We start from the raw sequence: 21,677 nt of genomic DNA, 5'->3' as shown, positions 1-21,677 counted from the left end.
GTAACTCTTAAGAATTGTTCAGTGAATTCTCGAGTTTCTGACATTCTTCTATAAATGCACTGCCTCTCGTTTGAGTACTAAAGAAGGAAGGGGATTTGCTGGTAAGCTTGGAATATACGAACAAACCAACACCCGGTACAACGCCTGTGGCAATGACACCAAGAATGACCAGACAGCCCTTAACAAACCGTTTCCACGCTGAATCACGATGTAGTCCAAGTTTTGCTTCAATGTCGGGTAGGGCCGCTTTAAATTTCTCTATTCTCTCGCTGGCTAAAGGCACCGATTTACTGTCTGCTAATTTTTGTTTTAAATCATGCACCGCATTAAATTTTTCTTTAATGTTGTTATAGCCTAAAGCTGCTTCATCCTCTGCTGGTAATGGATGATGAATGTCATGTGTTTCTAGCTCCGGGTTTAACTTTATGGCTTGACTTAATAGATGCTGCAAATAATCATCGGCTAAAGGAATAAGCTTCTCATTAATTAATGTCGCTTTTTTCAGTTCAGCAGCTGATTGTAATTTTTCGAGTAATTGCTCGGTTTCTAATTTTAACTCCCTGATTTCTTCTTTTTGATCGAGTTTCTCAGCCAATTGTTTAAAAGAGAATTTCTCCTGATTTAAAAGCTTTTCTCGTTCAGATTTAAGTTCTTCTTGAAGTTTTTGCTTTGCTTCTTCCAATTGAGCAATGGTTTCTCCTTTTTCTGCTGTTTGCCTTGTTAGATCTGCAATTTCTGGAGAAGGAGCTCCTAATGCTATTGCCTCACTTTTAAGAAGATCAAAAAAGCGCTGACTAATAGAAGCTGGTTTTTGGCGTAAATTAACCTGACGTTCTTTAAGCAGCATTGCCCCTCTATGAATTAAATGCAGGCAGCGGAAATGAAGTTGTTTATTATCGATGGCTAAGGTGGTTGGTGATAAAAGCTTATTAAGCCCTGAATAATCTCTTTTTAAATTTTCTGCCAAAATATAAAGTTGCTCGATATCTGCTAAATGCTTGTCAGTTGACGTTTGCCTTTCTTCAAAAAAGCGTCCTAAGTGTGTGTTTTTCTCCTGTAATATCAGGGCATTAATTTGTCCTTTTTGTTCGATAGAAAGACTGTCATTTAATCGGATTTGATCAAGCGCATCAGATAATATGTTCTTGACAATTTCAATAGTGACTGGTCGTTGAAGTGATTGTAGACGCTGTTTTACCAGTTTCAGCTCACCAGTTTCATCCGTCTCAACATTAAGGTTTCTTACAAAGGCATCAAAAGTGTTCTGGAATTCTTCAGGTGAAGCAAGAGCAATGTTTATTTGCTTATCAAGTTCATCGACTTGTTCAAGGATTGAGTGATAGTGAGTCTCGATAGTTCGTTTTAATCCATTCTGCAAGAAATTTTTGCACTCACGAAGAATAATCTGATTGTCTTCTGATATCTCACCTTTAGCACCTGTTAAAGCTATATTCAATACTTCAAACGGTTCTTGGATTACCTCGCGCAGCTTAATGGCTTCTTCTGCCGTTAAATGATTTCTTAGGTATTTTTGACTAATTAAATCAACGCATATTGAGAGCCCGTCAAAGAGAATCTTACGTCCGTGTTCATCTTGAACCAGTTTCAATAATTTAGAGGAATCCTTTCTGTTAGCGACCATTTCAGCAGTCACGGCCTGCATGGCATTACTAATTGCCTTCACTAACCTATCGGGTGTGGCAGTAACTAAGCGATCAAGCTGTATGTAGTCTCGTAAAAAAAGCATCGCATGCTCTGTATTTACAAAACTGCCTGTCATCTGTGGAGCGACATTACGCATTTTATCATGTCTATTACCTCGATTATGAACAAAGCGTTCACGCTCTTCTGTGTATTGAGCGCCGAGGTAAGCATAAGAACCATCAGCGAAAGATAAATAAGCTGCATTATTTTTTTCGACAGCCAAATAATGCTTTAATATTACTTGATATCTATCAGATTCATTAGCTTCTAAAAATAGATTGAGAACACCATCCAGGGCATTGTGTTCAAGATTCAGGTTATAAGCAGAGGGTGCGAATATACCCGTAGATTGGTGAAAAAAATGAAACAATTTACAAAGTACGAGATCTTGAATGGTCGTCGTGTCCCTGTTTTCAATTTTATCGGAAACCTCCTCGAGCTGCTGAGTGTAGCGGTTACCACTTGCTGAGCCATGATGACCAGGAATGATAAGCGGTTGCATCCCGTTGGGCACAATGGGAGTAAAGCAGCGGGTCCGTTCATCTCGATAGAGCAGGAGTTCATAGTTATTACAAGCAGGTCGCTCAAAGAATCGTTCATCTTTCCATGCGATACCCGGAATTTTTAAGAAACCGCCGCCAGGAACAGGATCAATTAAAAAAGAATTAACTTTTACTTCCTGTAAACGCTTTAACAGTTCCGCCCTTAACTCCTGACTATCTGCCTCTGTATTCTTAAAAAATTTTCCTATAGCAGTGCGGGTATAATTACAAGGACTCGCGCTAAGGATATCAAAGAGTGGTTTCTGTGGTTCTTTCTCAAGAGCAGTTTGAATGCGTTTTAATTCATGCATGACTAAAATGGATTCAACAGCACCTCGGCTATGTGCAGAAATTTGAATAGTCTTTTTACCCGATGCCAATGCACGCAAGGCTAAAAATACTCCCTGTGCGATACGCTCACCCACTTCACTCCCTAAGGTGGTAGGCCCATTGACGACGTCAACTGAAGGAGAGCAATAGGAAAGAGGGCTATTTGATTTAGTAATTTCAGCTTCTTCACCCAAGATCCGGACAACGACTTGAGCTGCATAGGATAAAGTTTCTCCGCGCTCATAAGATTTTTTTTCTACAGGATCTTTAAGCGTAATAGTGGGTCTTTCAGTAAAAACAGTGTCCGTCCCCAATAAAAATAAGAAATAATGGGGTTGGGCAGTCTTCTCTTGTTGTAAAAGCGTAAAAATTTCAGTTAAATCGTTTGGCTTAGGCATGTATAACTCCCGAGAACAACTTCAGTCCCTGGAAAGTTTACGTCCCTAATATAATTCAAAGTGATTAGTGGTTGCTCATGTATAAGTGAAGGTATTGTACTTCTTTTGTACTTTTTGCGTCAATACTTGTACTCTTGTCTTACTAATAATTTACAATTGTAAAATAGTAATTTCTGCCTCTGTAATGGTGGAGGCATAGAAGCCTGCAGTGTATACTAGGAAGACTTTCCTTCTTAGTAATGACTATGCAATTACTCCATATAACCAATGGTGATTGTGCCGCAGCGTTAATAAAAACGGCATTTACTACGCAAGAGGTTATTGCCTTGTGCGATATCTTGTATGAAGGGCCTGTCCAGGACAATTTAAATAGTGAACAGTTCAATAATAAGCGAGCAGAATATTTAGCCAATAGGGGCTATGGTAGCTATGACATGATAGCTGCTTCATTTCATAAACTGCAAACTCAACTCACTCGTTTAAAGCATTTTGATGAAGTTATTTTATGGTTTGAGCATGATAGCTATGATCAATTGCAGCTCTTGCAAATATTGTCTTATTTGTACCACCACAAACCACCTGGAGCACTTTCTCTAATATGCATTAATCACTATCCTGGGATAGAACCATTTTTAGGGCTCGGACAATTAGAGGAGCAACAGATTAAAGCGTTGTTCCCCTGTCGTCAGAAAATAACTGAAGCTCAATTAAAATTGGCAACTCAACTTTGGAAAGCATTTACAGCACCAGAACCCTTACAATTGTTCAAGTTAACAAAGAGTGATTTATCCGATTTACCCTTTATGAAAAAGGCCTTGTTAAGGTATTTTCGGGAATTCCCCTCTACTCACAATGGATTAACTTGGACTGAGCAGTACATCCTGGATTCCATTACTGCAGAAACAAACACTATTGTTGAATTATTTCGTCAATTACCCTTCAGAGAAGAAGAGTATTTTTTAGGTATGGGTGATATAACTTTTAAACAACTCATTATTCAATTGGCAGAAGCTGAAAATCCCTTAATTAAAATTAAGCAGATAAAAGGAAATGACGATGCGGAACTTGAGTTGACAGCTCTTGGTGATCAAGTAGCGCAAGGTGATGCTGATTGGATAGCTATTAATGGGATTGATTGTTGGCGAGGTGGAGTTCATTTAACCCTAGACAATATTTGGCGCTATTCGTTAGCTACGAATGAAATTTGTGGTCCTTTTAATTTTGATGCTGGCCGTGATAAGCTCTGCAAAACCACCTAAACTGTGAATGTTGAGACTTAAAATTAATCCACATAGTGATGTTGCTCTATTTGAAATGCAGGGCGGCAGGAAATTAACAGCTCCATTTCTCCTTCCCAAAAGTACTTTTCACCTGCTTCAATTAATACTACATCGCCAGGATTAAGTCTATGCTCATGGTCTTCAACAACAACTTTACCACTTCCGCTTTTGATATAAACAATTTCCTGGCAAGTTAAATTGGTTGCCCGGCGAGTATCTGGGTAGCGACCATTGATTTTAACCAAAGCAAAATCAATATTCTTGTCATTGACAGGGTATTCAGTAACCAAACAATGCTCACTGTTTTTTCGTTGTATGGTTTGATTTTTTAATGCAATTTTCATTTGAGTTTTATCCCTATTTATTTTTCTAACAGCAAACTATATTTGGCTAAAGAGGGAATGCGCGCCATCATAATTTTAGCAACTACTAATAAAGGAATAGAAAGCAAAGCACCGCCGATACCCCACAACCATGCCCAAAAAAGGATACTAAAAAAAACCACAAGTGGGTTAAGATTTAAACGACTACCCAGTAAAATAGGCGTAATAATTTGTCCTTCGATATTATTGATTAGAAAGTAAAGTAATGGGGGGAGTAGAATATAAAAATAGGAGTCAAATGTTAATAATGAAACAAAAAATATAACCAAAATCCCTATTGCCGGACCAATATAAGGAATAAAATTAAGACAAGTAGCCATTACTCCCCATAAAATAGCATTAGGAATAGCAAGCATCCATAGCATTGTCGCAATGGCTAAACCAAGACAGATACAAATTATCGTAAACGTAATTAAATACGTAGAAATATCTTTTTCAATCGTTAATAAAAAATTATTAGCAATTTTCGTTTGCCGATAGGTGATAACTTTTTGTAGGTTTTTAAAAATAGTGTCGGTATAAATGAGTAAAAAAAATAAATAAATTAATACAAGGAAAATAAATAATATAACATTCGTCGTCAAATCAAAGATGGAATAGCCAATGTCAGTAACACCAGTTTTAATTTCAACTTTAGGAGTCTGTCTGGTTTCTGTAATTGTTTGTGCTTTTTTGAAGGTTTCACTCAATTTTGCAATAGGTTTTTTTACAAAAGAAAATTTTTGTTCCAAAATTTGCATTTTTTCAGGTGCTTGATCTATCCAGGTTACAGCAGGTACAGTAAGCGAAGATATGCCAAAACTAATCAGGGCTAAAAGTAAGGCTGTAATAGTGGCTGAAGTCAGAAGTTTAGGAATTTTAAGCTGTTGCAGTAATTTACTAAGTGGGTTAAATAATAAATAAAGAAAAAAGGCAAGCACAAGAGGAAATAAAATCGCTTGTGCAATGTACAGCACGAAAATTATGGCGAGAAAAGCTAATATTTTTAATTCCCATCCTGTTGAGACGCGATCGTTCATTGATTCATCCATAGATAAAATTAACCTGAGGTTGTTAATAATTATTTAGGGTAAATAGAGATAACCTCTTTTTCTTTTTGCTCACTTCTTAAAGCGCGCTGCCGAATTGCTTCTTGTAATTCCTTAAAAAATGCGCTGGTTGAGGCGGTTACCTGAGGGTTCTCTGCAGGTGTATCAGGCTCAATATTCGCATAATCATCGTCATTATATTCAGCCAGAATGTGTAAAGAATTTATTTTCTTTTCATAAGCGATTAAAAAATTTCTTAAGCATCTGGAGAAACCTGATTCGGGGGGCAATTTTAATGCAATGGCAGAACTGGCAAGTCGAGCTATTAAGGCTTCGTCAGAATAATGCTCAGGATGTTGCTTTATCTCTTTATGAATTGCACACAATTTTGGGTAAAGATGAGGATAGAATTCATCTTCTAAATTTCGATAGGATTTTATAAATTGCTCAAATAACTCATTCACTCCAGGACTAATAGGCATTGCGTTGACTCCCTTCTTGTATTTGAATTAGTAAATAGCAATTAGAATGAAACTGCAATAATAAATTTGCTTTTATACCACCCTAGCTCTAGCTTTGTGTTTTTATCATGGCTATTATTGTTAGATGTAGGCCTAAGTTATGAAAAAATGAGAAATTATTTTTTGTGACTATAATTATAAAGTAAGATAAGGAAATAAGGAGAAAAGTCATGGCTGATAATAATGATAACAGTGTTGGTATTGTTGCTATTATTGTAATTATAATTCTGGCAGGTATCGCACTGTGGTATTTCTTTGGAGCCCCGCGAACAACGACAACGACCCCAACGGGTACCAATGTTAATGTAGAAACACCTGCAACAACCCCAACTGCACCTGGCAGTACAACGGTAGTTACCCCTCCTGATACAGGAACTAGTACTACGACAGACACTACCAACACAACTAATACAACCAATACTACTGGCACTACAGGTACAGATACAACAGGTACTACCACGACAACCACCCCCGATACAGGTACTAGTACAACAACTACTAACCCTTAATAACGGGAGTTAAAAAGCCTGGCTGCTACGGCTGGGCTTTTCTATTATTTAAGTCCCCTTTTACTTCTCAAGCTAGTAAATTTTGGCGCAGCTTTCTCTCAACAGGCCGCCTACATTCTGCAATATCAATAAAAGCGGATGAGTTGCCTCGTGGAAGCAATGAATAAGCTATGTATAAACATAAATAGAAGGAATGTTGGAGTAGTAAAATGTACAAGAATATAAATGCAGCAAGATCCTTTGTTACCAGGATTTTAAATTTGGCAGGAATTACCATTAATGGAAATGCGCTTTGGGATGTGCAAATTTATAATGATCAATTCTACTCGCGAGTTTTGCGTGACGCTGATTTGGGCCTGGGTGAATCCTATATGGAGGGATGGTGGGATTGTAAACGTATTGATTTGTTAATTGAACGCATTGTGAATGCCAACATTCACACTAATATAAAAATAAGTCCCCATCTTGCACTTCGACTACTGATGTCTAAGTTTTTTAATTTTCAATCAAAAAGACGTGCTTTTCAGGTAGGGCGACGTCATTATGATCTTGGCAATGATCTTTTTGTGGCTATGCTGGATAGCAGGATGAATTACACGTGTGGTTATTGGAAAAAGGCAACTACATTAGAAGAGGCACAGCTGGCTAAACTGGAATTAAGTTGTAAAAAATTATTGCTACAACCAGGCATGCGTTTGTTGGACATTGGATGCGGTTGGGGGGCCTTAGCAAAATATGCTGCTGAAAATTATAAGGTAGACGTTGTGGGCATCACTATCTCTGAAAAGCAATATGAATTTGCCAAAGCGCATTGCCAAAATCTGCCTGTAGAAATTCGCCTTCAGGATTATCGTGAAGTGAATGAAAAATTTGACAGGATTGTTTCATTAGGGATGTTTGAACACGTTGGTTATTTAAACTATCGTAAATATATGCAAGTTATTGATCGGTGCTTGAAAGAAGAGGGCTTATTTTTATTGCATACCATTGGTGGTAATGAAAGTACAACACAAGCGATGCCCTGGATTTCAAAATATATTTTTCCTAATGGCATGATTCCTTCCATTGCGCAACTAGGTAAATCAACCGAAAAATTACTCATTATGGAAGATTGGCAAAATTTTGGCATGGATTATTACAAGACTCTTTTGGCATGGCACCAAAATTTCAATGGAGCATGGGATTATCTTAAAAATAATTATGACGAAAAATTCTTTAGAATGTGGAATTATTATTTGCTCAGTTGTGCAGGCGGTTTTAACACAAGAATGCTTCAGTTATGGCAAATTGTTTTTTCAAAAGGATTAAAAGAACGTTATGACGCACCTAGATAATCTTAGATAATAGGAGATTGTGGAAGCCTCTGAGGTTATTTGTGCTGTCAGAGTCGAATTCATAGAATACGCAGATGTTATGCATCATTGCTGCGAGCCTGCAGTAACTCACGTAACTGCACGGGCAATATAGATTGTGCCTTTTGCGTGACTGCAGCCTCATGTTTTTGCCATAAAGTACCTAGATAAATAATTAACAAACCAATGCAGGTCAGAGCGATGGGAAATAATAAACTATCTTTAAAGACTTGTGATGCAAGGTGACCCAAATAAATGGCGCAGCCAATCGCTCCAAAAATAACAAATACTTTTCTCATCAAAATGACACCTACACCAATCATAATAAGATTAATGCACATATAGAAGAATTTTGATAATTCACTGTCTGAATGCTGACAGGTTAAGCCGCCCCAAAAGGCGATCACTCCAAAAAGGTACAACCAAAAAGCATAGTCCAGTGTATTTCTTGAGCGAAGATCAACCCAAAAGGCCAGCAAAATCATAACAAGACCGAAATACATAGATACCATTGCGCTTAATTGAAAGGTTATATACTGACCGGCGAGCATCTCGGTGATATCCATTGACATATACCATAATGTTATTGCTATAGGCATGATCATAAATGGGTAGCGATAGATCCAGGCCAAAATAATACCAACAAGCAGCGTTCCCAACTCCATAAAAAACCAGTTCCATTGAACAATACGATGATATTGTTGATAAGGCGTATCATCTGGCCACCAGCCCATGCCCAATTGAAAACCATAAATTGCCAGAGGGGTTATAGCGATTACAAAAGTGGCACATATTCCTGCAGGAATGATATACCCATGTTTTGCAAATTGGTGAGCTAGCCAAAGACCAATACAGGCATAAGCGAGAGAAAGATAAAAAATTCCCCATCCGCCAAATGCTTCCCAACCTAAATTCATAAAGATAGACATGGCGCCAATTGCAATCAAACCACCAAAATAATAGAGAACATTGGTTAAGTTAAATGAGGGAGCTTCTTCGGGTTGATTTTTAATAAATTCAAGCAAATTCTCCGCTTGCCTGGAATCGAGGATATTGGCTTCCACTGCTTTTTTTAGCATCTTACGTGAAATTTTCATTTAATTTCTCCAGATTATCCGCAAACGGAATGTTTTAATTATAGAATTGATTGAGAAAGTGCGCACGAATGATAAAAAGAGATGAAACTTAGGATTCTATAAGGATAATTTCTTGCGTTCTATGCTACTAGTATCTTAATTTAAGGTATGAATATAATTTTACTATCTTTACGAAAGGGAGAGACATACCTTTAAGGCGGCGTTTATAGTTGCCCTGATTAATAGAAAAATACCTGGCTAGAACCGAATGAGCAGTGTCTAAGTGACCGTGAGTATTTTGTTCAACAAACCATACCAACTCTAGGTATGGTTTGTTTATTTTTGAATGATGATGGTTTCTGTAAATTTATCCCAATCTAATAAGTGAAGTGCATATCAATAAAATATTCTCGAAGATAGATATAAGAGCGTAATCGCTTATTTATAATCAAAGCCTTTATCTTTTGACAATTTCTCGTCATCGACCAAATCAGCCGCATTAATGAGTTTTTGATAATCGATATCTTCACATTTTATAACTGGTATTTTATTATCAGCTCGTCGTGATAGAGTAACCTTGGTTGTTTTGGTTGACTCTATATGACAAGCAATTTCTTTAGCTTTTTTCATATCGGAAATTTCTAGCCAAGTGACAAATCCCTTTTTTGCATTGTGTTTCCATCCAGACTGTCCTGATATTTTCTCTAAGGCGTTTATTACGGCATTTATTTGTTTGCTATCTAAAGTACTCGTTGAAAATAAAGTGAGTCGCTTTTGTTTTTCTTGCTCTAATTTTTCAGGTACATGAGACAGTTTATCGAGACTCATGGAGAGAACAAAAATTGAGGCTTCAGTCTCATCAGCCATCTGCATCGCGAATAAAACCTCCGGGGAAGAAAATACCTGTTTTTGGAATGCAATTAGATTAAACTCTGGATATTTTGACTTTGTTTCTTGTAATAAGTCACTTAGGGCGACTCGCAATGTAATCAGTTTTTTTAGTTTTTCATTTGAAAAAGCTTTTTCTTGGGCTTCAATTACACGAGTATGAATAAGCTCAATTAATAGCACTAGAGAAGAATCAATTTCCGCAAGTGCTTTTTGATATAGACTATCTTTATCTTCTCTTTCTCCAGGGTAGCGTAAAACAATGCTAGGGTAGCCTAATGCGCGAAGAAAAGTATTAATAAGGCAGGTAGCTGTTCTTCCATTTGCATTACCGAAAGGATGAACTTCTGTAAGCTCATAAAAAGTTATGGCTAAAAATTCGGAAACTTTTTTCAAATCTTTGGTATCACAAGCATGTAAGTTAGATAGGGTAGTTTGGGCCCATCGATTCATAGCTTCAGGAATAAGTGGAGGAAGCATGCAAATTTTGACAATTTTGTTGACTGTACTCTTTTCACGCTCGCTTAGTAGATTGAGATTATAAGCGCTAGCCAGTTTACTTTGTACTAGAATTCCCTTTATTCCAGGACTTTCATAATTGATAGAGGGTTGCAGTGACTCATGAATCGTATAATTTTTGTCTTTAGCAATCTTCTCTAATAAATTAATAAAATCTAGAGCAGATTGATAATTCATATCAAATTGCTTGTTTAAAAACTTCGCAAATTGCTGCGGAGATTTGCATTCATGGAGGTCAGACAGGTATAAAGTAAAATGAACACCTAACTCAGCACCTAAATGCCATCGAAAAACAATTTCATTAGTATATTCACCCGATTTTCTTCCGTGAGCCTGCATTAACGATTTTCCAATAAAACCGTGTATAGTTTTAACCCACTCAATCAACATTGTTGGGCTAACATTAGGTAAACCAATTTCTTGAATTCGCGGAAGAATAATGTTTTGAGCATAAAGATAAGCGTTTAAGACATCATGATGTTGACCAGCTTCTGGGAAAAGCGCATCTTCAAATGTTTCTGAACCTGCCAAACGTTGAGGGCTAGACTCCGGTTCAAAGCCATATACTAAGGCATGGTTAAATTCAGTCAGTATTGCCAAATCAAGCATAGTCGTTTACCAATTTATTAAATAGCGCATAATGTTACCAAAAGCATTAATGAATGTCCAACAAGGTTTGCTGTTAATCACATCATATAAAAAAGCTTACAAAAAATTGCCTGCCTCACAAAAAGTATGAATAAATGAAGCTGTGCGAGTTATTATCAACACTCCTAAAATCGGTGAAGAAAAAAGGAAATTTAGCTGGTGTTTATGTCTATAAGTTTTAATCATCAACAGTTTCTTTTAGCTTATAAATGGGAGCCTTTTGTTAGCACTTGGTGTGCACGAAAATTTCTATCGTGATCTAAAAGAATTTTATGTTAAAGTATTAATTCTTTATGGAAGAAAGATGAGTTCAATAAGTTACTTAATTATGATCCTAAAGATGAGTGAAAATTATATAAATATGATGTTTCTAAAGCCATTTCCATACGATTCTATTCATTTGTAAAACGTCGATAGAAATCGATAATATTGATTTCTATCGGCGCAATAGACCTAATCTTCTAATTACGTATTGATGGTAATTAAAAAATTTAATGAGATAAACCGCTAGAACCGTCTTTTCAGTAGCAGGAATAATTATATGGGTCAAGGTGCAGTGTGATTTGAATAAATTGTGTCATTTAAAGATTGATCTAGTTCATAATAGGACGGAGATATTCATTTAGGTGCTTGGAATAGTTAATTGCCTCATCGACAAATTTTATTGCTGTCTTATGTGCTGGATCTGGCACAAAGGCAAAGATTAATTATTGTTTTTATAAATGCTTACTTTAAACTGACTTTAACGGGGATGCCAAATACCTGATATTCCTTTGGAACTATGGTAAGAGGCGAAATAATAGCTATTAGCTTATTTTGTCTTGTGGCTAAAGGATTGACTTCAGAAAGAGGAAGCTTCTCCGCGTAACTGGGTGTATTGATGATTTTTCCTGGAATAGACTCTCCATTTGGGAAAGTAATGGAAACTTCTTTACCCAGATAAATTTTATCCAGGTACTTTGGCTCGATAAACGCTATAATCCGTAAATTTTCTTTCGTAACGATGGATAAAAGCTGTTGTCCGCTGGCAACAAATTCATTGTTGTAAGTATCAATTTGCATGATTGATCCAGCTTTATTTGAACGAATTAAAAAATATTTTTGTTTTTCGTTTAATTGAGTGATTTTGTTGTCTATTTCTCGTAATTTACGTTGATAATTCACTTCAAGTGTGGTTTTGTTGCGCAATTTAATGTCTATAATTTCTTTCTGCAAATTCGAATGTACCCGTTGGGCGCTCACGTAGTTCTTTCTTGCCTCTTCAAGCTGCAATTCTGACATGTCTCCATTTTTCATATAATTTTTAAAGCGATCATATACTTCTTTGCTAGTCTGTATATCCTGGGAGGCTATATTCAGCATTGTTTCGAAAGGCTTGTAATTCTCTAGACTAAATTGCTGAATCAAGTTTTCGAGAAGAAGTTTTTCTTGCTGCAAATACTTTAATTTTACTTCAAGAGTGGGTGACTCAAAGCGGAGTAAAACATCACCAGGATGAACTTGTTGTCCCGTTCGTACTGTAAGTGATTTGATATAACCTGAATCAGGGGCGCGAATTGTGAAAGTATCAAAGATGACCAAGCCAGAAAAATGGACGAATAGGTATTCTGTAGCCAGTTTTGCGATTAAAAAAATTAATGGCAAGCTGATTAAGAGAACCAATAAAAACCATCGTAATTTAGGGGGAGTACGTTTGCCGCTGCCGTAATTAGTGGCTAAATGCTCGCCGGTAATTTTTTTAAATTTAATGGCCATTATTTGCTCTTCCTGATTACCCACCAAGGTGCCATCGTCGTATCCTGATGCCCCTTAAATAGTATTTCATTCATTATAAATAGCGCTGTCATGGTGCGAATAAATTGTTGATAGATAGGGGTGACTACAATCCATCCTATTAATTTCAAGTCTAATTTTGGTCTCTCGGATACTAGTAGTAAGAAAATAATATATAGAAAAAAAGTGGCTGCAAAATAATAACTATAAACCAAAATACTGACAGCGGCCATTGTTGGCAAATCAAAGCGAATGAGAAGATAGAGGTAGTAAAGCAAAATTAAGAAAGGAAGCATTAACTGATAATAAAGAGCATACCAACTAAATAAAAATACTTTTTTGCCACCCATGATTTTACTGCTGAACATACGCCAATGACGGCGGATGTAGATATAATACAAATCGCCGTCCCAACGCATGCGCTGTTTTAAAAGGCGCTTAAGCGTTGAGGGAGCAACTGTCCAGGCCACTGCTTCAGGTTCATTAACGATTTTAAATTGGGGGTAACGTCGACAATAGGCATGAATTCGCAAAGTTAGATCTAAATCTTCTGCTGTACCGCTCATCCAACCACCCATTTGTCGTAAAAAACTAGTTCGGAAAATTCCAAATGCGCCGGAAATGTTATTAGTGATATTGATTTCCGTTAAACCAAAACGGCCAAGCTGAATACCCAGCATATATTCCAGTGCTTGCAATTTGGTTAAAAAATTCTCATACCAGTTTCTAACGCGAATAGCACCAGAAACAGCAACAACGTTAGGATCAATAAAATGTTTAACAATTTTTCGAATACTTAAATTATCAATGGAGGTATCTGCATCTATCATCACTAAAATCTCTCCACGCGCCATTTTTAAGCCCAGATTCATCGAACTTGCATGGCCACCACGCGTCTTTTTTTCAATAATGCGGATTAAACAATTTTTAGTATCTTTATACTTGCAGGCTAATTGTTTCATGCTCAAGACAGTTTTATAATTTCTTATTGCATCATCAATAACAAACAAGAGCTCTATTTTTCCTGGATATAGTTGTTCTACAACTGAACGCAAGGAAATTTCAAGCTCTTCCTTACTTTCGCTGTAAGCAGTTATGACCACACTAACGAGAGGATAGGAGGCAGAAGGTATTTCTTTTTCAAAATGTATGCGTAACCAACCTTTAATGACATAGAGAAGGGTAATAGTATAGAAAGGCAATTCTAATAAAATTACAAAGGGGAAAAAAAATGTAACAAAAAACCATAGATTATCTGTCTTAAATATCGTGATCAAATAAACATAGACTGGATAAAAAAAGTCATTCATACCTATCAATCCTTGAATGTAAATTTGCAATCATATATTCAGCATCTTGCTTTGATTTATTAATTTCCCCGGAAGTTATAAAACCCATATGCACAATTAACTTTTTTTCGCTCTTATTAAGTTGTTGCTCCTCACTAAACGCTTGAATTCTTTTTAGTAAAACTTCGCATCCCTCATCATCGGTCATAGGAAGAAAAAAGAGCACAAAATTCTCGCCGTGTGAGGCCAGATCGCTATCTCTGAAAACATAGCGCAAGCGCTCATAAAATTCAGTCAATACTTTTTCAGTATGAAAAAGACCCAGTTCATCAAGTAGCTCTTCTTCATTCACAATTTTTAAAGCAAGGACACTAAAATGCAAGTTTTTGTAACGCATTGTCAATTTAAGTTGCCATTTAATAATGGCAAAAAATATGTCAAACTCAATGAATTCAAAAAAGTTACTAAAGCGGGTTTGTAATTTTTTCTCGATACCGCGTGCTAAAAATTCCCCATGCTTTGTAAGTTTATAAGTATACAGTCGACGGCTAACCAGATTTTCTGGTCTGGTATTTTTTGAACAATTTATACAAATTATAATAATTTCAGCGTCAAGAAAATAAAAACCACATTGATTGCATAACTTGTCTTCAAGCGGTTTATCATAATCCATCCCAATATGTCTTAGCTTCGCATTGCATCGCGGGCAAATTAAACGCTCTTGCCTTAAAAACTCGCTTGAGGGTTCAATGTTGCCACAACTGAAACAATGAATAAATTGCTGGACTTGTATATTAATGCTGTGGCAGTTCGGGCAAGCATTTTTATAGTTCAAAAGGCCCGAATGGCAAGAGGGGCAGGTTTGAATTTCATCAACCAGCTTTTCCTGGGAAAGCAAATCCCTTGATACCAGATTTTGTAGAAAACTCCATTCATCGAAACTGTTGCTCTCCCCAAACAGTACTTGAAGCAAAGGAAAGTAAATGCCTTTTGCAGAATGAGGTGTTAAATAGCCGTGAATCACCAGATTGGAGCGTGTAAATAAATAACTTAATAAAAATAGTTCCTGATCTTCCAGTAAACCTGTAAGCGGAATTAAGGATAGACGTTCGTGAATGGCTAGTGCAATACCTGGTGAATCTTTTCCTAATTGGCCATCAAAAATGCCCGCATCATCTTCCTCTAGTTGGCCTAAATAAAAAATTGGGGTGAAGCGATAGGGCTTGCGCTGTCTTAGGATTGCTAATAGCTCAAAATAGTTGTGCCCAAGGTTTAAATCCAGGGCTAGTGCAAAACATGCTTTTTCAGGAAGCTCTTTGTCTGAAGAGACCCATCGAACCGGACAAGGGAGATCCAGCTCTTTAGGACTTCCTATAATCCATACAATTTGATCATCCATTGGTATTGTCTTACTAGTTATTATTTTTAGCTATATATACCTAATATAGTCGCCAGATTTAATTTTGGTAAATTTTAATAAATTCATTAAGTTCGCTTATCCGCTCTTTATTGTGTTTGGTATAACATTCAATAACGGAAAGCGATTCTAAGGTGCCGCCTTCGTTTTGCAATCCCTCAAAGTCACATTCTTTTTTGCGGTAATCTAACCAGGCTTTTTGAGTGGTGATTAATAGATTCTGATTAGTTTGAGATAAAAGGTTGAGCAGTGTGTTGTAACGCCTATTGAGTAAATTATTATAAAATACATATTCACTCTGGGCACAGGCTTTCATTGCTACTGTCGTGACTGCATTTTCATAACAAGTCTGAATTTTTTTTAATTCCTCAGAAGATAAATCAAATCGTCTGAGTGTCTCTGTTTTATTTTGAGGTATATCTCCAGGGAAAAATTCTTTATTAGCGGGATCCATGGGTATATTCAAGGTAGTCAGTTGTTCTGGGCTTATTTGAGAAATGGGGTGCATGGTACAGGGAAAGTAGGATAAAAACGTTAAATTTTTCAATAAAATAAGGCCATTAATTTCCCAACCTTTACCAATGCCACTATAGATAATGTAATCATAATTATTTTTGCTAAACCGTAAATAAATGCCACCACCTCCGCTAAACATTTGGGAGCGGCCAGTAAACGCTTTACCAGGTGGAATTTCACGCTCTGGATAATACAATTCAATATTATTTTTTTTCCCAAATCGATATTGGAGGTATCCAGTAGTCGCTGATAAGTTTTCGGACGCACAAAGAGAAATAATTTTCTCATTTTTTGTAGGACAACTGAAGAGAATTTGTTCATTGCGTTGACACAATGAATTACTCTCTGCAAAACTTGCGACAGAAAATAATAAGAGAAAAAGGAATAGGAATCCTAATTTTCTATCCATACCAGGGGTCCTTATTTTTAAGATCTGTTATTTCCATAACTATGAAAATAATAGATTAAAAAAATTCATTAAACAAAGAGTAGTACTATGGTTAATTTCAACAACTTAAGCGTTAAAACGTTTCTTAGTGAATATTGGCAAAAAAAACCGTTAGTTATTCGTAAGGCTTTGCCCCTATTTAAAAATCCCTTAACTCCGGATGAGCTGGCTGGTTTGGCTTTGGAAGAAGAGGTAGAAAGTCGTATGGTGATTGAAACGCCTGGGAAGGCGCCTTACTGGCATCTCAAGCGTGGCCCTTTCTCTATGAAGGATTTTAAAACATTACCTAAAACACATTGGACTTTGCTGGTGCAAGCGGTCGATCGTTTTATCCCTGAAGTTGCGCTCATGCTTAATTATTTTGATTTTATACCTCAATGGCGCGTTGATGATGTCATGATTAGTTATGCAGTAAATCAGGGCAGCGTCGGCCCTCACTATGATAATTACGACGTATTTTTATATCAGGCACAAGGAAGGCGAAAATGGTCATTAACGACGAAAAATTGTCATAAAAATAATCGATTACCCGATGTTGAATTAAGGATTATGGAGAATTTTCAAACAGAAGAAGAGTATCTTTTGGAAGAGGGTGATATGTTATATTTGCCTTCTCATATTGGACATTATGGTGTAGCTCTATCTGAGGAATGCATTACCTATTCATTTGGCTATCGCAGTTATCAAAGTCAGGAGTTGTGGGATAGCTTTGGCGAGTATCTTGCTGAAAAAAAGCAGGCTGAGAGTTTATATCAAGATCCAGACTGGACGACCATCAATGCAACCTCGGAATTACCACCAACAGCGTGGAGAAATGCTAAAGAATTAATGCAACAACTGCTGGCAAATGAATCCCAACTTAAATTATGGTTCGGATGTTTTGCAACTAAATTAGACCAGCATGCTGAAGAATTATTACCTGATCCTCTTTCAGAAGAGGTGAGCATTGATGAGTTTCTGCAAGAATTAAAGACAAGTCAGAGAATACTTCGTAATCCTTTGTGCAGATTTGCTTACCAGGGTGAGGAAAAATCCATGCTCTTATTTATAAATGGTTATGAATGGAATGTCGAAGGTGTTTCTACTGCTTTGATTAAATTAATAGCAAACTGTCGTCATATAGTAACTGAAAAATTACAACCATTTTTACAAAAAGAGGCTGATATATTTTTTCTCTTTGAATTATGGAAGTTACAGTGGTTGGAATTTGGGATGAAGGATAAAGGGTAATATATTAAGCTTAACGTTTACTTGCGCATACATTCAACGAGTTTAATCAAAGGCATCTCTTTTTGGTATAAAGTTTGCAAAAGAAATAGCACTGCAGATTATCAAGTGAGGGATAGTCAACATGGTTAAAAAAACGATGCTTTATTTGGCATTAGGATGTGTAATCAATAGCTTGGCCTTTGCTCAAGAGCGAGAAATTGCAATTACCATTGACGATCTGCCCTTTGTGGGTTCTAGTAATAATAATCCGGCAAAATTAGAGCGTGAGAGAGAGCGTATTTTAAAAATTTTGCAGACTTTAATTGACAAAAAAGTCCCTGCAACAGGATTTGTGATTGCAGGCTCTATAGAGAAGGGGCAATGGGAGCTGTTAGAACAATTTCGTCAAGCAGGTTTCACGTTGGGAAATCATACCTATTCCCATAAAAGTTTAAACAGTATTACAGCAGAAAAATATATAGATGATGTGGATAGGGCTGATAAAGTTTTAACGCCCTTATTCCCTAAACATAAATATTTCCGTTATCCCTATTTGGCCGAAAGTTCTGGGCAGAAAAAGCAGGCAGTTTATGATTATTTGGCGGCTCACCATTATACTGTTGCTCCGGTCACCGTGGACAGTAAGGATTTTGTGTTTAATCAGCAACTTTTTGCCATTCCTTATCGTCAAAGAGAAAAAAATCTACCGCAACTTAAAAAGCGATATCTGGATTTTATTTGGAATCAAACCTTAAAGGCAGAAAAAAAGGCAGAAAAATTAAATCCAGGGAAACCGGTAAAACAAATATTATTGATACACGCTAATTTATTAAATAGCCATTGTTTAGGAGATATTATCGATCTGTATCGACAAAACGGTTATAAAATTATTAGCCTGGAAGAGGCCTTATCAGCCCCTGCTGAAGCAATTAATACTCCTGCTGGAGAAGACGAACATTATGACATGTTTTTCAGTGACAGTGTTCTTAAAGCACTGTTTAATCAAAAAGGTTAATAAATTGAGAGGGTGCCACGGCATGTTCATCACCGTAGCTCTCCTTATGAAGACGTGCTTTTTTATTTTGGCTGAGAAGCGTGTAGGATTTCCTCATAGTGGGTTTCAAGTTTAGACAATAATTGACCTGCGGTGGGTCTTTCGTCAGATCTGCCCATCCATCCCCAAGTGATGTATTTAGCTATTTTAGGTGGTGTATTGTGTGGTAAGGGTAATCTTTTGCCCGAAAGAATTGCTTTATAAAAGGGAAGTAGGGTATCTGAAGGGGTAAAAATATCTTCGATAGCATTCGTATCTTCAGCACTTGTTTTACTTGAATTAGTATCCAGGTTTTTAGCATTAACGATCTCTTCAATATCAGGCATTTTCCAGCTAACAATTTCCCAAAAAGTGACAGCTAGACTGTAGATGTCTACTTCTTTATCATAGGGTTCTTGAAGAAAAATTTCCGGGGCCATCCAGCATAGAGTGCCAGCTATATCTTCTAAAGGCTTATCTCCTATTTTTACAGCACTACCAAAATCAGCTATTTTAGCGTTTGAATGCTCATCTATAAGGATATTAGCGCCTTTAATGTCACGATGAACAATTAAATTTTCATGCAAGAATGCTAAGCCTTTCGTAATTTGTTTTATCCATTGAAGCCTTAGCGACCAGGGTAAAGGCTCCTTGCTGGCTTCTATTCTATTTCTTATAGAGCCCTTAGCCATGTGCTCCATAGCAATAAGATAATAGCCATCGCAGAGCATGTAGCCAAAAAATTGTACAATACAAGTATTGTGAAATTCGGCCAGGTAGCACATGATTTCTTTTTCATTTGTCCCTGTTTTTTCATCTTCCAAAATTTTAAGGGCAGCCTTTTTACCGCGAAAAACAACTTCGACAACCCGAGCATAACTGCCTTTGCCGAGCTCCTTTCCGCCACCCGTAAATTCTTGCTGTTGTAATAAATAAGGATCGGGGTTTGATGAAAATAATCTGCTTTCTGTAGTAACTTCGGATGCTTTTATCAGGGTTTTTTGTGGCATATTGAATCTTTTTGAATATTTATAATCATTATTGCGCAATTATAAATCTTATTTTGCAAAAATTACATGGGTAAAATTACCCATAAACCCTATGCCTATTCAAGAAGATTTTTTATTTAATGGTTTTTTATCCGTTATCTCTAGACGAAGGTTTTCAAATTCCTGTTTTAAACGATCCACAGCGTGTTGGGGTAGTAAAAGCCAATAATGTCCTTCATTTTTCATATGACCTGCAATGTAAGTTGCTCGTTTGCCCGCACCCCAAAAAACATCACCACGTACTAACCCACGAATAGCTCCACCTGTATCTTGCGCTATCATTAGACGTTGAAAGGGCTTTTGATCATCGCTTCGTCTGTCTGGCCTGGTAGTGGTCAACCAAAGTGGTGTTCCCATAGGGATCCATTTTAAATCAATCGCCAGGGAGTAACCGGGTGTTAATGCTACTCCTTGCGTACCATAGGCTGCATTATGAGAGAGAAGTTCAAAAAAAACAAAAGATTTGTTTTGATCGAGAACTTTGTGCATTTCTTTGGGATGTGCCATTAAATATCGTTTAATGGCTTGCATGGAGGCGTTATGCTTGGTCATAACCCCTTTATCAATTAATACTTTGGCAATAGCTGTATAAGGTGCGCCATTTTGTGCAGCATAGCCTAGATAAATTTGTTTACCATCAGGAAGCTGAACAATTCCGGAGCCCTGAATTTCCAGAAAAACACGATCAATTGGATTATCAATCCATACCAAGACAGGTGCTTTTTTCTTAATCATCCCTTTGTTAATTTCTGCGCGAGTGTAATAAGGCACAATTTTATGACCTGCTACGCGTCCAACCAGTTTTTTATGTTTAAAACTAGGGTCAAACTGCCCAAGATCAATGGTGACTAAATCAGAGGGAACACCATAGATAGGAACATTATATTTTTCTGTTTTAGTAAGACTACCATAAAGCAAGGGCATGTAATAACCAGTAAATAAGCCTTGCACAGGACGATTGTTGTAGAATTCCACCGGGCTAAACCATTGCTGAAAAAATTCTTTTGCTTTCTTGTTTGTGATTGGTTTAATAGTAAGCGCTGCCTGACAGGCCGGCTGCCAATCTTTTGCCTTCAGGTGTAAGTGATGGCTCCCTACAAGTTTCTCAGGATTCTGTCTTAAAAAAGTTTTACAGGAGATTTGAAATGTCTCCAGTGATTTTTTTACATTCGCCCTGTTCCAGCCTGGTAGCTGTTCGAAGGAACCTTGTCGCAAAGCCAAGGGTAAGGGCTTCGGTTGTGACCAAAACCACCATACTGAAAGACCGGCAATAACAACAACGGCAGTGAGAAATGAATATATTAATTTTCTTTTCATTGGGCAAATTTTACACGAAATAGACGTTAATGCAAACCCGGCTACCAAGGAATTAAGTAAAGATTAAGAGTAATTTTAAGCCATTTCTTTGATATATCTGGTAAAATTTACAGGAAAAACAGTTGCTTTTTTTTATTAGCGCTGATTATATTCATGCACTAATGCCATCTGTAGTCCCGCTGCAGTAAGTGATAAAAAATTATAACCAGGATCAATAGTAGTCCGCTCTAACCACTCATTAGCAATGCAAATGTCAGTTAATCGATGAACTTCTTCTAAAGTAACACTATCACCAAATTTTTCAGCAAGTGTGGTAACTGCTGTTTCGTCCATGCTTAAAAATACTTGGGCGCGACTCTTTCCTTGGGCTTTCATTTTATTATAAAAAAGCATCAAAATATCCAATTCAGTCATACTCTTATATCCTTAGAGAGTCCTCTCGTCTAAC

18 protein-coding genes are annotated in these 21,677 nt (G+C 36.9%); 5 read left to right on the top strand and 13 right to left on the bottom strand.

The genetic code is table 11. The annotated features are described in order from the left end of the window. Window positions 1–7: 7 nt before the first annotated feature. Window positions 8–2,974 carry a coiled-coil domain-containing protein gene (locus clem_RS07435; protein ID WP_094091056.1) on the bottom strand — a complete coding sequence of 989 codons (2,967 nt, stop codon included), beginning with the start codon at window positions 2,972–2,974 and terminating at the stop codon, window positions 8–10. A gap of 245 nt (window positions 2,975–3,219) precedes the next feature. Here clem_RS07435 and clem_RS07430 point away from each other — a divergent pair, with 245 nt between their 5' ends. Continuing rightward, window positions 3,220–4,233, top strand: a complete 1,014-nt coding sequence (locus tag clem_RS07430; protein ID WP_157698205.1) for a DUF1835 domain-containing protein — start codon at window positions 3,220–3,222, stop codon at window positions 4,231–4,233. 23 nt (window positions 4,234–4,256) lie between these two features. On the opposite strand, the gene clem_RS07425 is transcribed toward clem_RS07430, so the two are convergent. Genes clem_RS07425 through clem_RS07415 form a run of 3 tightly spaced genes read right to left on the bottom strand, consistent with a single transcriptional unit; the run spans window position 4,257 to window position 6,147 of the window. Beyond that, window positions 4,257–4,598 carry a cupin domain-containing protein gene (locus tag clem_RS07425; RefSeq protein ID WP_094091054.1) on the bottom strand — a complete coding sequence of 114 codons (342 nt, stop codon included), beginning with the start codon at window positions 4,596–4,598 and terminating at the stop codon, window positions 4,257–4,259. A gap of 17 nt (window positions 4,599–4,615) precedes the next feature. Further along, window positions 4,616–5,656, bottom strand: a complete 1,041-nt coding sequence (locus clem_RS07420) for an AI-2E family transporter (protein ID WP_157698204.1) — start codon at window positions 5,654–5,656, stop codon at window positions 4,616–4,618. Between the two features lie 41 nt (window positions 5,657–5,697). Further along, on the bottom strand, window positions 5,698–6,147 hold the full coding sequence (locus clem_RS07415; RefSeq protein WP_094091052.1) for a hypothetical protein: 450 nt from the start codon (window positions 6,145–6,147) through the stop codon (window positions 5,698–5,700). Window positions 6,148–6,356: 209 nt separating this feature from the next. On the opposite strand from clem_RS07415, the gene clem_RS14810 reads away from it, so the two are divergent. Then, window positions 6,357–6,695, top strand: coding sequence for a hypothetical protein (locus tag clem_RS14810; RefSeq protein WP_157698203.1), 339 nt, complete (start codon window positions 6,357–6,359; stop codon window positions 6,693–6,695). A gap of 209 nt (window positions 6,696–6,904) precedes the next feature. Next, window positions 6,905–8,029 (top strand): cyclopropane fatty acyl phospholipid synthase, encoded by a 1,125-nt coding sequence (gene cfa, locus clem_RS07405; protein WP_094091051.1) that lies wholly within the window; start codon window positions 6,905–6,907, stop codon window positions 8,027–8,029. Window positions 8,030–8,106: 77 nt separating this feature from the next. On the opposite strand, the gene clem_RS07400 is transcribed toward cfa, so the two are convergent. The 6 genes from clem_RS07400 to clem_RS07375 all read right to left on the bottom strand — a co-directional run bounded on the left by clem_RS07400 (window position 8,107) and on the right by clem_RS07375 (window position 16,582). Further along, window positions 8,107–9,144 carry a DUF2157 domain-containing protein gene (locus clem_RS07400; protein WP_094091050.1) on the bottom strand — a complete coding sequence of 346 codons (1,038 nt, stop codon included), beginning with the start codon at window positions 9,142–9,144 and terminating at the stop codon, window positions 8,107–8,109. A 417-nt stretch (window positions 9,145–9,561) separates the two neighbouring features. Continuing rightward, on the bottom strand, window positions 9,562–11,139 hold the full coding sequence (locus clem_RS07395; protein ID WP_094091049.1) for a Fic family protein: 1,578 nt from the start codon (window positions 11,137–11,139) through the stop codon (window positions 9,562–9,564). Between the two features lie 765 nt (window positions 11,140–11,904). Next, complete coding sequence (locus tag clem_RS07390; RefSeq protein ID WP_094091048.1) at window positions 11,905–12,933, bottom strand: HlyD family secretion protein; 1,029 nt, start codon at window positions 12,931–12,933, stop codon at window positions 11,905–11,907. After that, window positions 12,933–14,261: a glycosyltransferase family 2 protein gene (locus tag clem_RS07385; RefSeq protein WP_094091047.1), complete on the bottom strand. Its 1,329-nt coding sequence runs from the start codon at window positions 14,259–14,261 to the stop codon at window positions 12,933–12,935. Before clem_RS07385 ends, clem_RS07390 begins: the two co-directional genes overlap by 1 nt. Continuing rightward, window positions 14,254–15,639, bottom strand: a complete 1,386-nt coding sequence (locus tag clem_RS07380; RefSeq protein ID WP_094091046.1) for a TackOD1 domain-containing metal-binding protein — start codon at window positions 15,637–15,639, stop codon at window positions 14,254–14,256. Before clem_RS07380 ends, clem_RS07385 begins: the two co-directional genes overlap by 8 nt. 58 nt (window positions 15,640–15,697) lie before the next feature. Further along, the gene (locus clem_RS07375) at window positions 15,698–16,582 is read right to left on the bottom strand and encodes a lysozyme inhibitor LprI family protein (RefSeq protein ID WP_094091045.1); all 885 of its coding nucleotides are present in this window, start codon (window positions 16,580–16,582) and stop codon (window positions 15,698–15,700) included. Between the two features lie 87 nt (window positions 16,583–16,669). On the opposite strand from clem_RS07375, the gene clem_RS07370 reads away from it, so the two are divergent. Together clem_RS07370 and clem_RS07365 are read left to right on the top strand one after the other, a co-directional pair. Further along, a complete protein-coding gene (locus tag clem_RS07370; protein WP_094091044.1) occupies window positions 16,670–17,851 on the top strand; it encodes a cupin domain-containing protein in 1,182 nt (393 codons plus the stop codon). A gap of 121 nt (window positions 17,852–17,972) precedes the next feature. Continuing rightward, complete coding sequence (locus tag clem_RS07365) at window positions 17,973–18,845, top strand: polysaccharide deacetylase family protein (protein WP_094091043.1); 873 nt, start codon at window positions 17,973–17,975, stop codon at window positions 18,843–18,845. Between the two features lie 62 nt (window positions 18,846–18,907). Here the strand turns inward: clem_RS07365 and clem_RS07360 are convergent, their stop codons facing one another. From clem_RS07360 to clem_RS07350, 3 genes are all read right to left on the bottom strand, one after another. Then, the gene (locus clem_RS07360) at window positions 18,908–19,873 is read right to left on the bottom strand and encodes a protein kinase domain-containing protein (protein ID WP_094091042.1); all 966 of its coding nucleotides are present in this window, start codon (window positions 19,871–19,873) and stop codon (window positions 18,908–18,910) included. A gap of 99 nt (window positions 19,874–19,972) precedes the next feature. After that, window positions 19,973–21,229, bottom strand: a complete 1,257-nt coding sequence (mltA, locus tag clem_RS07355; RefSeq protein ID WP_094091041.1) for a murein transglycosylase A — start codon at window positions 21,227–21,229, stop codon at window positions 19,973–19,975. Window positions 21,230–21,364: 135 nt separating this feature from the next. Beyond that, on the bottom strand, window positions 21,365–21,643 hold the full coding sequence (locus tag clem_RS07350; RefSeq protein WP_094091040.1) for a hypothetical protein: 279 nt from the start codon (window positions 21,641–21,643) through the stop codon (window positions 21,365–21,367). Window positions 21,644–21,677 lie beyond the last annotated feature (34 nt).

The organism is Legionella clemsonensis, from assembly GCF_002240035.1.
Classification (GTDB): domain Bacteria; phylum Pseudomonadota; class Gammaproteobacteria; order Legionellales; family Legionellaceae; genus Tatlockia; species Tatlockia clemsonensis.
The sequence above is the reverse complement of the archived record's forward strand: the minus strand, read 5'-3'. Positions and strand labels throughout refer to the sequence as shown.